The sequence below is a fragment of the Streptomyces sp. NPDC005266 genome (assembly GCF_040607655.1).
GTDB lineage: Bacteria > Actinomycetota > Actinomycetes > Streptomycetales > Streptomycetaceae > Streptomyces.
In genome coordinates this window covers 205,173-216,060 of record NZ_JBEXHC010000006.1, presented here as the reverse complement: position 1 = coordinate 216,060, position 10,888 = coordinate 205,173, and the positions used below count along the sequence as shown (strand labels likewise).

Genomic DNA, 10,888 nt, shown 5'->3' with positions numbered 1-10,888 from the left:
CTTCACTCACCCCCGGAACTCCACCTACGGCCGGGGCCCGCCACGCGACGCCCGGCTCCTTCACCCGCCCCGGGGCCCGACCTACGCCGGGGGCCGCCGCGCGACGCCGGGGCGGCGCGTACCGGGCAGGTTGTGGGCCATCGTTCCGCCGGGGCCGGGGGCACCTCCCAGCGGCAGCCGGGGGCGAGTGGGCACAACGGGCCCGCACCCGGCAACGGCCCGCACGGCCGGTGCCCGCGCTGCCGCACCCCGGCCCGCCCGTCACCGCTTACGGGCCACCCGGGTCTCGTCCCAGACCGGCTCCGGCGCCTCACGGACCCGGCCGTCCGAGCCGAAGACCAGGAAGCGGTCGAAGGAGCGGGCGAACCAGCGGTCGTGGGTGACGGCCAGCACGGTGCCCTGGTACCGCTCCAGCCCCTCCTGCAGCGCCTCCGCGCTCTCCAGGTCCAGGTTGTCGGTCGGCTCGTCCAGGAGCAGCGCCGTCGTCCCCGCCAGCTCCAGCAGCAGGATCTGGAAGCGGGCCTGCTGCCCGCCCGAGAGCTTGTCGAAGCGCTGGTCCCCCTGACGCTCGAGCTCATAGCGGCGCAGGGCGCTCATCGCCCCGCCGCGGTCCTTGGCGTGCTCGGTCCACAGGATGTCGACGAGAGTGCGGCCCAGCAGCTCGGGATGCGCATGAGTCTGGGCGAAATGTCCGGGGACGACCCGCGCGCCCAGCTTCCACGCCCCGGTGTGCGCGACCTCCTCGCCCGCCAGCAACCGCAGGAAGTGGGACTTCCCCGAGCCGTTGCTGCCGAGGACGGCCACCCGCTCCCCGTAGAAGACCTCCAGGTCGAAGGGGTGCATCAGCCCGGTCAGCTCCAGGCCCTGACAGGTCACCGCCCGCACCCCGGTGCGGCCGCCGCGGAGCCGCATCCGGATGTCCTGCTCGCGCGGCGGCTCCTGCGGCGGGCCGGCCTCCTCGAACTTCCGCAGCCGGGTCTTCGCCGCCTGGTAGCGGCTCGCCATGTCCGAGTTGTACGCCGCCTTCTGCTTGAAGGTGAGCATCAGCCGCCGCAGCTTGGCGTGCTCCTCGTCCCAGCGCCGCCGCAGCTCCTCGAAGCGCGCGAATCTCTCCTTGCGGGCCGCGTGATACGTAGCGAAGCCGCCCCCGTGCACCCAGACGTCGCTGCCCGCCGGCCCCGGCTCCACGCTGATGATCTTTTCGGCGGAGCGGGCCAGCAGCTCCCGGTCATGGGAGACGAAGAGCACCGTCTTCTTGGTCTCCCGCAGCTGCTCCTCCAGCCACCGCTTGCCGGGGACGTCCAGATAGTTGTCCGGCTCGTCCAGCAGCAGCACCTCATCGGCGCCGCGCAGCAGCGACTCCAGCACCAGCCGCTTCTGCTCGCCGCCGGAGAGCGTGCGCACCTCGCGCCACTGCGCCCGCTCGTACGGGACGCCGAGCGCGGCCGCGGTGCACATGTCCCACACCGTCTCGGCCTCGTAGCCACCGGCCTCGGCCCAGTCGCTGAGCGCCTGCGCGTACTCCAGCTGCGCGGGCTCGTCGTCCCGCGTCATGATCGCCAGCTCGGCCGCGTCCACGGCCCGCGCGGCCTCCCGGATCCGCGGCCGGGCGACGGACACCAGCAGATCCCGTACGGTCCGCTCGTCCCGTACGGAGCCGACGAACTGCGGCATCACCCCGAGCCCGCCGCTGACCGTCACCGCTCCGCCGTGCGGCCGCAGCTCGCCCGCGATCAGCCTCAGCAGGGTCGTCTTCCCGGCGCCGTTGGCACCGACGAGCGCGACCGCGGCGCCTTCCCCGACCCGGAACGACACATCGCCGAGCAGCACCCGCCCGTCCGGCAGGTAGTACTCCAGATGCCCTGCCTCCACATGACCCATGACCGGATTGTGACCGGGGGCCACCGACCGGGCCAACCGGTTTATGAGGTGGCCCGATTACGATGTGCGCCATGAGCTTTGGGCAAGGGGGGCCGTACGGGCCCGGGGGATCTCAGCCGCCTCAGCCGCCGACGCCGGACTGGGCGGCGCTCGCCGACAACACCGCCGCGCGCAACCGGCGCCGCAGACTGCTGTTCATCGGCGGCGGGGTGCTCGCCACGGCGGCCGTCGCGGCGATCGTGGCCACCGCCGTGGTCAGCAGCGGCGGCAAGGACAGGACCGACGGCAACTCGGCCGGCCAGTTGCCCACGCCGCAGGATCTGCCGAGCGAGTCCGGGTCGCCCGAGCCCACCTTCTCCGATGTCGCCCCGCCGGCCCCGCCCAGGCCGCTGGACATCATCTCCAGCGCCAAGCGGGACAAGGCGCCGCTCAGCGTGGGCGCGCTCTTCCCCGAGAAGAAGGCGGCCACGGACGACCGCTCGTACGCCAAGGCCACGACCGCCTCGACGACGAGCTGCGCCGCGGCGGCCCAGGGGGCGCTCGGCTCGATCCTGAGCGGCAACGGCTGCCGCAAGGTGTTCCGGGCGACGTTCTCCCGGGACGGCGTCGCGGTGACGGTCGGCGTCGCCGTCTTCGACGGCAAGGCGGCGGCGGAGAAGGCGAAGGACGGGTACCAGCCCAATATCGCCTCGCTGGCCGGCGGCGGGGTGCCGTCCTTCTGCCGTCAGACGGCGTGCCGCACCTCGGCCAACGCCATCGGCCGGTATGCCTACTTCACGATCTCCGGCTACACGTCGGGCCAGGCGGTCACCCAGTCGGACACCAAGGCCCTCCAGGCGGGCCGGGACCTGGCCGACTACACCTTCCGCCGCATCATGGCCCGCGGCAACGCACAGGCGTCGGCGGCCGCGGCCGCCACCGACTGAGGCCGGCGGCGGGCCGCCGGCCGTGGCCTCAGGAGCGCACCGCTAGGAGCGCGCCGCCGTCTCAACCTTCCTCACCTGGGCGCCGAGCAGCTCCCGCGGAACCTCGGACTTGGCCGGATCGACGAGGTTGACACCGAAGAACACCGTCAGCTGCGGCCCCGAGCGCACCACCGAGAACGTGATGACGGCCTTCTCCTTGTCGCTGTCGAGCAGGCTGTAGGCCACCGCCTCGTCGCCCAGTTTCGGCGCGTCCAGCGAGGACACCTTCGAGACATCGGACTTGCTCCCGGAGCCGTCCTTCGCGGCGAATCCGCCCTGACAGGCCGTCACCGCGTCACGGATGTCCTTGATGGTCTTCTCGGCATCCCCCTGGCCGTAGGAGGAGACCCGAATCAGGCCGGAGGCGCCGGCCTTCGCGGCGGAGCCGGTGACGGCGTACGTGCGGTAGACGCTGGCCTTGGGCGCCGGGTCGAAGCGGGAACCCATCAGCGCGGCCAGCGGCTGGCACTCGGGCCTGGCGGCCTTCGCCTCCCCGCCGTCGCTGACGTCCTTCTCCGTCATCTTCTGGATCTCGAAGCCCTTGACATCGCCCTTGACCAGCGCGGCCTTCTGCAGGGCGGACGCGGACAGGGGAGCGCCGTTCGCGGCCGTGTCACCGTTCTTGCCGCCGCTCTTGGCACTGTCGCCCTTGCCGTCACCGGAATCGCTGCCACAGCCGGCCGTCAGGCCCAGCGCCGCGATCATCGTCGCCGCCGCAAGCACGGTCCGCCTCGCCCCAGACTTGTTCATGCCGTTGTCCACCCTTGATTGACGCCCCCGCCCACATGTTGCCGTCATCCAACTATGGGCGATCGCAAGCGGCCAAGCGTTTTCCGTGACGATCCGATATCGCCACCGCTTGAACACCGCCTCGCCTTCCCGCGGACGCCCGGGACCGCTGAAGGTTGCCTCAATGTGGCGCGTCCCATATCGCCACGCGCATAAGCAACTTTTCCGCCTCCAGTGCCTGTCCTACCGGCTGAGGGGAGGGCAGGACGCGGCAGATCCAGTGCGCCGCGCGTACATCACCATGAGGATTTCTTTTCTGCTGCACAACGCCTATGGAATCGGCGGCACCATCCGGTCGACGTTCAATGTGGCCGGCGCGCTCGCCATCCACCACAGCGTGGAGATCGTCTCCCTCATCCGCACCATCGACACCCCGAACCTCCCCCTCCCTCGCGGCGTCCGGCTGACGCCGCTCATCGACAAGCGCCCCGACGCCGCGACCGGTTCCAGTGACCTCGACGACCCGCTGCTGACGTGGCCCAGCGCCCACGTCCCCGCCGCCGAGGCCAAGGGCACCACCAACTTCAACGCCCTCACCGACCAGCGCGTCGCGGACCATCTCGCCCGGACCGATGCCGATGTCGTCATCGCCACCCGCCCCGGGCTGGTCGTCTACCTCGCCTCCCTCGGCCGCGAGAGCCGCTACCTGAAAATCGGTCAGGAACACCGGATCTACGGCACCCATACGGCCGAGATCCGCGCCGCGGTCAACGCCGCCATCCCCCACCTGGACGCCTACACCTCCGTCTCCGAGGCCGACGCGGCCACCCACCGCGCCCATCTGCCCGACGTCACCACCCGGCTGGCCGCCCTGCCCAACGGGGTGCCCGCCACCGGTGTCGAACCCTCCGACGGCAGCGCCAAGCTGGTCGTGGCCGCGGGCCGGCTGATCCCCGTCAAGCGGTACGACCTGCTGGTCACCGCCTGGGCGACGGTCGCCGCCAAACACCCCGACTGGCATCTGCGCATCTATGGACGCGGTCCCCAGCAGGCCGCGCTCCGCCGCCAGATCGACGAACTCGGGCTGGCCCGGCACGTCACCCTCATGGGCGCCCACTCCCCCATCGAGACGGAGTGGGCCAAGGGCGCGATAGCCGCCGTCACCTCCCGCGAGGAGTCGTTCGGCATGACGATCGTCGAGGCCATGCACTGCGGTGTGCCCGTGGTCGCCACCGACTGCCCGCACGGCCCCGGCGAGATCATCACCGACGGCCGGGACGGGCTCCTGGTCGCGTCCGGCGACGCCGACAGCATCGCCAAGGGCCTGCTGACCCTCATCGAGGACCGCCGACTGCGCCGCTCGATGAGCGCGGCGGCGCGCGTCACGGCGCGGCGCTACGCCCCGGAGCGCGTGGCGGCCGCGTACGAGCAGCTCATCGCCGAACTCCACGCCGCGCGTGGCACCATGGCCCCCGCCGCCCGGCGCCCGGCGCTCCGGCCGGTGAAGGGCGGTGCGGCGGGCGCCCCCGTGAAGAGTCTCAAGGGAGCGGTCAGGCAGCTGATCCGCAAGCCGTTGCGGCCCGTGGCCTCCTGCCGCGTCACCGCCAACGGAGATCTGTCCGTCCGCATCGAACCCGCCGATGTCCACGGCGCCGACCTCGCGCTGACCCTCACTCGCCGCCGCGGTGACGGCGCCCCCGTCCGCCTGCCGCTCCACCCGCCGACGGCGACCGGCGCGGACCGCTGGACGGCGACGGTCGACCGCGGGGCGGTGGACCTCGCCGAGGGCCGCTGGGACTTCCATGTCGTACGCCCCGCCGACGGCGCCCGTCGGCGTGTCGTGTGCCGCTACGCCGAGGGGCGCGGGCTGCTCGGTCTGGAGCCGCTGCCCGGCTCCCCGTTCTCCTGGTGGATCCCGTACCCCACCGTCGACGGCTATCTCGCGCTGCGCGCCTGGCGGCGCCCGGCCCACGCCGAGGCCCGGGTGATCCGTGCGGACGCCGACGGGCTCGCCGTCGAAGGCACCCTGCACGGCGCCCTTTTCGGGCCCGACGCCGCCCCGACCGCGGTGGCCACCCCGACCCGGGGTCCGGGCCGCCCGTTCCTCACCGGGGTCACCGCCCTGGGCAACAGCCGGTTCCGCTTCACCGTCCCCTACGAGCGGATCCATGACGCCCGCGCGGACGACGACGGAACGGCCGGGTGGACGCTGACGCTCCGTAAGTCCGCGACGGCCGGCACCCCGATCCGGATAGGCCGCATCCTCGGCGACATCGTCGACCGCGACCAGACGGACTGCCACCCCCTGACTCACGGTGTCCGGCCCCATCTCACCCGGGGCGGCGATCTGGCCATCGCCTGTTCGGCCCCGAGGGGTTGACCAATACGGGTCCAGGCGCCGGTGTTTGCGGCCCCCACGATCGGTAACACTGGGTGATATCAGCCTCGAGCGAGGAAAATCTCTGCGGAAGGCATAAGCCATGTCAATAGTTACGCTCATCATCCTGGTGGCGGCACTGGCCGCCATGGCGGCGCTCGTCCTCGCTCCGGCGGTGCGGCAGAGCAGCCGCACCGGCCTGGTGAACCGGTTCGGTCCCGAGTACGACCGGGCCGTCGCACGGCACAACGGCGATGCGAAGGCAGCCCAGTGGGAGCTGAGCGAGCGCGTCCGGCACTACGGCGACCTGTCGATACAGCGTCTGACGCCGGAGGCCCGGGAGCAGTACGCGGCGCGGTGGGCGGGCCTGCAGGAGCAGTTCGTCGACTCGCCCTCCCGGGTGGTGCGCGAAGCCGACCGGCTGCTGGAGCAGTTGGCCGCCGAGCGCGGCTACCCGGCCGGGTCCTACAAGGAGCGGGTGGAGGCTATGTCCGTCCGCCACGCCTACGAGGTCGACGGCTACCGGCAGCTGCACACCACCGCGGCCCTGACCCACGACGGTCAGGTGGAGACGGATCGGCTGCGGGAGGCGATGGTCGCGGCCCGCGCGCTGTTCGAGGAACTGGTCCGCGCGCAGCCGCATGACGAGGGTGCGCGCCGCCGTCGGCTGCGCCCGGCGCTCCGTCACAAGGGGTACGCCCAGGGGCACCAGCCGCACCAGGGCCGTCAGGGCCGCATTCCGGGGCAGCGCCTCGGTCCGGCCCGGTAAGGCCATGGGGTAGGACCCGCCCGACGTCAATGACGCTCAGCCTCGGCACGCGCGACGCGTGCCGCGGCTGAGCCATGTTCGGGGCCCGGCCGCGGCCGGTCAGCGGTCAGCGCTCCGCGAGCCGTACCGCCAGCGCGAGGGTGTCGTCCGGATGGAGGATCACCGTGTGCATATCATCCGCGATGGCGCCGGGGATCTTCTCTATGGGGCTGAGCAGATGCTTGTGCGCGGCCTTGATCAGCCGCTTCTCCCCCTCGATCGGATCCCGGCGGCTCTCGGTGAGCCCATCGGTGTAGAGCACCAGCAGATCACCGGGGGCCAGCCGCTCGGTCAGCAGCCGATCGCTTCCCGGCAGCGGAAAGCCGATCCCCCGCCCGCGCGCCTCCAGATACCGGGCCGAACCGTCACCGCGCATCAGCAGCGCCGGCGGATGGCTGCCGTTGGCCACCCACACCTCACCGGTGGCCGGATCGATCCGCGCCAGCAGCACGGTCGCCATCACGCTCCGGTCGAACGGCCGCAGAATCTCATCCGTCCGGGCCACGATCGACTGCAGCTCGTGCCCCTCCAGCGCGAGGGTGCGCACGGCATGGGTGACATTGAGCGCGCTGCGCGTACTGGTCACCCCATGGCCCAGCGCGTCGACGATCGTGATGTGCACGGTGCCGTCCGGCAGCACGAACCAGTCGTACAGGTCCCCGCCCGTGGGCGCGTCGGTGCCCGCCGGGGCGTAGTGGACGGCGAGTTCGAGCCCCTCGGCCTCGATGGGCGGAGGGCGCAGCGCGTCCTCCAGCTCGCGCAGCGTCTGGCCGTGCGCGGTGCGCAGCTGCTCATCGCGCTCCTCCAGCTGGACATAGAGCGCGAGAACACCGCTGTTGGTCTCGGCGAGCTCGTCCTTGAGCCGCCGGTGTTCGCCGGTGAGCTCGTCGGCCGTGGCCATGACGGCCCGCAGCTCCTCGGCCGCGAGCTCCGCGTCGTCCTGGGGGACGCCGTCGTACGCCGCCGCAGTCGCCGGGGCAGCGGGCAGACACCAGACCACCTCGTCCTCGGTCACCGACTCCGCGGCCAGCGGAAGACCCTCCGCGTCCGGCTTGCCCGCACCACCCCTCAGCCTGATCCCCACCCTGAGCCGGCCGTGCGCCTGCTCGTACGACCACTCCAGGCCGACGGTCCCGCCCGCGCCCAGCGCCGCCCCGGCCGCCTGGGTCACGGACAGCACGAGCCGCGCCCGGACCACGACGTCCAGGGCGTGCGACCGGGCCAGACCCCGGACCGCCCGGCCGAGCGCCGCCCGGGTCGGGCAGCTGATCGTCCTGATGGTCATGGCAGCCTCTGTGGGGGCCTGGCGGCGAGCACCGTGGCATCGTCGCGGACGCGGCGATGGCCATGGGCGAGCGCGGCGGACAGCAGGGGTGGCGGAAGACGCAGCAGAAACGGGGACGGCTCGTGCGCCCAGCGCGCGTCGATGCCGTCGCTGTGGAGCACCGCGGTGACCCCCGAGGCGAGGGAGAAGCTGTGGACGCGCGGCACCGGCATGCTCCAGCCGACCACCCCGGGCTGACCGGTCATGCGGTGCTCCACACCCTGTGCGGACAGGGCCAGGACACGTATGTTGCCGATGCCGCAGTAGTCGGCGCGGTCGGGGTGCAGCCGCAGCAGCCCGACGGCGGCTCCGCGGGTGTGGCGCAGGGCGCGGTTCATCCGGGTGAGCGTGTCGGGCAGCGGCCGGCCGGGGTCGGCGTGGAAGGTCCGCAGCGCCGTTCGGGCCGCCTCGGCCGCCTGACCGCCATGGCCCAGACCGTCGACGACGGCCGCGGTGCGGGTGTCATCCGTCTCGGCGATGGCGCGGGCGTCGCCGCACTCGTCCTCCCCCTCCATGGGCAGACAGACCGAGCCCACGCCCTGCGCCGCCGTCAGCCGCTCGCCCGGCGACGCGAGACGGGCGCAGACCACGGTGCCCGCGCCGGTGCCGCTGCGGATGGCGAAGTGGGTGGCCATCCGATTGACGGTGCCCAGGCCCATCCCCAGCGTGCCGGAGGTGGTGAAGCCGTCGGCGAGGCACTGTTCGAGCTCGGCCATGCCGGGGCCTCGGTCGACCGCGAGGATCTCCACCCCCTCGCCGAGCGGCGCGGGCTGGATGTAGAGGGTGCCGTCGCTGGCGTGCTTGTCCAGATTGGTGGCCAGCTCCGAGGCGATCACCGCCGCCCGGTCGGGCAGCGCCCCGGGCAGCCCACAGTCCCGCGCGACCCCGCGCGCGGTCTCCGCCGCCAGATGGATGGCGCTGTGGTGATCGACCCGCACCTGAGCGGTGGGCGCCGCGACCGTATGGATCACCGTGCCGTCCAGCGGGTGGCGGTCACCACGGTGCCCTTCCCCGGACCGGTGTGCACCGCGAACTCGTCCATCAGCCGACGGGCACCACCGAGACCATGTCCCAGCCCCGCGCCCGTGGTGAAGCCGTCGGTGAGCGCCGCGTCCAGGTCCGCGATGCCGGGCCCCTCGTCGCTGACGATCAGCCGCAGCCCCCGGCCGCCGGGTCCGCGCGGGCACTCCACGGTGACCGTGCCGCCGCCGCCGTGGACATAGGCGTTCCGGGCCAGCTCGCTCGCGGCCGTGACCACCCGGGTCTGGTCCACCAGGCCGAAGCCCGCTTCCACGGTGGCCGCGCGCACCGCGTGGCGTACCGTCAGCAGATCCTCCTCCGTCCGCACCGGGTAGGTCCGCGGGGCAGCCCAGTCCGCACCGGTTCGCTGTGACCGCGCCGGCGCCGTGGAGGGGAGGGTGGACTCATCAGTGAGCTTCACGACGGGCCCGTTCCGAAGGCTGGGATGCCCGGTGCCACCCCAGTGCGGCCATCCCCTGTTCCGCGTTCAGCGCCGTCTCGACGCCGACCAGCTCTATGCCCAGCTCGACCAGGGTGATCGCCACCGCCGGTCGCATCCCGGCCACCAGCACCCGCGCACCGAGCAGCCGCGCCACCGTGGTCAGTTCCATCAGCGTACGGGCCACGAAGGAGTCGATGATCTCCAGTCGCGAGATGTCGATCAGCACCCCGCGCGCGCCCTCGGAGGAGATGCGCGCGGTCAGCTCCTCGGTGAAGGAGATGGCGGCCTTGTCGTCGAGCTCGTTCAGCAGCCCGGTGACCAGAACGTCGCCGAGCCGCAGAATCGGGACCCCGGTGGGGCGGGGACTGGTCACCGGCTCCCCACCAGCGCTTCCCCGTCGGGATCCGCGCCGTCCGTCAGCTTGATCGCGGCGGACAGCGCGTCGGCCAGCGACGCCCGGGTGAGGATGGTGGACAGATCGATGCCGAGCTGGGCGATGGTCTGTGCGATGGACGGGCGGATCCCGCTGATGACGCAGTCCGCGCCCATGAGCCGTACCGCGTTGACGGTCTGCATCAGATGCTGGGCGACAGCGGTGTCCACCGTCGGAACGCCCGTGATGTCGATGATCGCCACCAGCGCCTCATGGTCCTGGATCGCCTGGAGCAGGTTCTCCATCACCACCTGGGTGCGGGCCGTGTCCAGGGTGCCGATCAGCGGAACCGCCAGGACCTGCCCCCACAGCCGGACCACCGGCGTCGACAGCTCCATCAGCTGCTGGCTCTGCCGGTGGATGATCTCCTCGCGGCCCTCCACATAGGTCTCGAAGGACAGCGCCCCGGCCACATCGAGCAGCCGGTTGATCACAATGGCCGTGGCGAAGAGCTCCTCCGCGTCACGGGTCTCCCGCTGTACGGCCTTGAGCAGCGCCTCCTTGAGGGCGAGCACGGCCAGCGACGTCGCGGTCGGGGTCGCCCCGGCCCGTGCGCGGCGCAGCGACAGGCCGACCACCGCCTCGCGCAGCCCGGCGTTGGCAGGGACCACGCGCTCCACCGGCACCCCGCTCTGCAGCCCCGGGACCAGCGCGTCGATCAGGGCGTCGGCCTCTTCGCGGAGTTCGGCCTCGCTGATGTCGGTGTCGAGCAGGATCTGCTCGAGCTGGAGCTTCACCCAGTGGTCGGCGATCTCCTCGTCCCGTTCCTGCAGAGCCTTCGTCAGGCGTTCTCGTACAGCGGCTTCGCTGGTGCTCACGCGGATCCCTTCGCGGTCGACGACCCCTGGTACGCGGGCCGTCGCCCCCTCCCATCGGCCCGTTTCTGTTGTCCGATAGCAAATGTTATCG

The 10,888-nt window shown here is 72.3% G+C and carries 10 protein-coding genes; 3 read left to right on the top strand and 7 right to left on the bottom strand.

Annotated features, from left to right (window positions below; genetic code table 11):
* Window positions 1–261: 261 nt before the first annotated feature.
* Window positions 262–1,881 carry an ATP-binding cassette domain-containing protein gene (locus tag ABZU99_RS14565; protein WP_355940365.1) on the bottom strand — a complete coding sequence of 540 codons (1,620 nt, stop codon included), beginning with the start codon at window positions 1,879–1,881 and terminating at the stop codon, window positions 262–264.
* Window positions 1,882–1,952: 71 nt separating this feature from the next.
* On the opposite strand from ABZU99_RS14565, the gene ABZU99_RS14560 reads away from it, so the two are divergent.
* Window positions 1,953–2,807: a hypothetical protein gene (locus ABZU99_RS14560; RefSeq protein WP_355940362.1), complete on the top strand. Its 855-nt coding sequence runs from the start codon at window positions 1,953–1,955 to the stop codon at window positions 2,805–2,807.
* A 42-nt stretch (window positions 2,808–2,849) separates the two neighbouring features.
* On the opposite strand, the gene ABZU99_RS14555 is transcribed toward ABZU99_RS14560, so the two are convergent.
* Entirely contained in the window at window positions 2,850–3,596 is a 747-nt protein-coding gene (locus ABZU99_RS14555; protein WP_355940359.1) for a hypothetical protein, read from the bottom strand.
* Between the two features lie 280 nt (window positions 3,597–3,876).
* Here ABZU99_RS14555 and ABZU99_RS14550 point away from each other — a divergent pair, with 280 nt between their 5' ends.
* The gene (locus tag ABZU99_RS14550) at window positions 3,877–5,955 is read left to right on the top strand and encodes a glycosyltransferase family 4 protein (RefSeq protein ID WP_356043027.1); all 2,079 of its coding nucleotides are present in this window, start codon (window positions 3,877–3,879) and stop codon (window positions 5,953–5,955) included.
* Window positions 5,956–6,055: 100 nt separating this feature from the next.
* Window positions 6,056–6,721 carry a hypothetical protein gene (locus tag ABZU99_RS14545; protein ID WP_355940353.1) on the top strand — a complete coding sequence of 222 codons (666 nt, stop codon included), beginning with the start codon at window positions 6,056–6,058 and terminating at the stop codon, window positions 6,719–6,721.
* Window positions 6,722–6,827: 106 nt separating this feature from the next.
* Here the strand turns inward: ABZU99_RS14545 and ABZU99_RS14540 are convergent, their stop codons facing one another.
* The 5 genes from ABZU99_RS14540 to ABZU99_RS14520 all read right to left on the bottom strand — a co-directional run bounded on the left by ABZU99_RS14540 (window position 6,828) and on the right by ABZU99_RS14520 (window position 10,797).
* Window positions 6,828–8,045, bottom strand: coding sequence for a PP2C family protein-serine/threonine phosphatase (locus ABZU99_RS14540; RefSeq protein WP_356043025.1), 1,218 nt, complete (start codon window positions 8,043–8,045; stop codon window positions 6,828–6,830).
* The gene (locus ABZU99_RS14535; RefSeq protein ID WP_356043023.1) at window positions 8,042–9,055 is read right to left on the bottom strand and encodes a SpoIIE family protein phosphatase; all 1,014 of its coding nucleotides are present in this window, start codon (window positions 9,053–9,055) and stop codon (window positions 8,042–8,044) included. The genes ABZU99_RS14540 and ABZU99_RS14535 overlap by 4 nt, the downstream gene beginning before the upstream one ends.
* Window positions 9,052–9,432 (bottom strand): anti-sigma regulatory factor, encoded by a 381-nt coding sequence (locus ABZU99_RS14530; protein WP_355940667.1) that lies wholly within the window; start codon window positions 9,430–9,432, stop codon window positions 9,052–9,054. The genes ABZU99_RS14535 and ABZU99_RS14530 overlap by 4 nt, the downstream gene beginning before the upstream one ends.
* A 79-nt stretch (window positions 9,433–9,511) precedes the next feature.
* The gene (locus ABZU99_RS14525) at window positions 9,512–9,919 is read right to left on the bottom strand and encodes an STAS domain-containing protein (RefSeq protein ID WP_355940345.1); all 408 of its coding nucleotides are present in this window, start codon (window positions 9,917–9,919) and stop codon (window positions 9,512–9,514) included.
* Window positions 9,916–10,797, bottom strand: a complete 882-nt coding sequence (locus ABZU99_RS14520) for an STAS domain-containing protein (RefSeq protein ID WP_355940342.1) — start codon at window positions 10,795–10,797, stop codon at window positions 9,916–9,918. The genes ABZU99_RS14525 and ABZU99_RS14520 overlap by 4 nt, the downstream gene beginning before the upstream one ends.
* Window positions 10,798–10,888: the final 91 nt, after the last annotated feature.

What these genes read in the sequence shown, in the direction of transcription:
- ABZU99_RS14565 (WP_355940365.1), bottom strand. Translation starts at nt 1,881, where the DNA reads ATGGGTCATGTGGAGGCAGGGCATCTGGAGTACTACCTGCCGGACGGG.
- ABZU99_RS14560 (WP_355940362.1), top strand. Translation starts at nt 1,953, where the DNA reads ATGAGCTTTGGGCAAGGGGGGCCGTACGGGCCCGGGGGATCTCAGCCG.
- ABZU99_RS14555 (WP_355940359.1), bottom strand. Translation starts at nt 3,596, where the DNA reads ATGAACAAGTCTGGGGCGAGGCGGACCGTGCTTGCGGCGGCGACGATG.
- ABZU99_RS14550 (WP_356043027.1), top strand. Translation starts at nt 3,877, where the DNA reads ATGAGGATTTCTTTTCTGCTGCACAACGCCTATGGAATCGGCGGCACC.
- ABZU99_RS14545 (WP_355940353.1), top strand. Translation starts at nt 6,056, where the DNA reads ATGTCAATAGTTACGCTCATCATCCTGGTGGCGGCACTGGCCGCCATG.
- ABZU99_RS14540 (WP_356043025.1), bottom strand. Translation starts at nt 8,045, where the DNA reads ATGACCATCAGGACGATCAGCTGCCCGACCCGGGCGGCGCTCGGCCGG.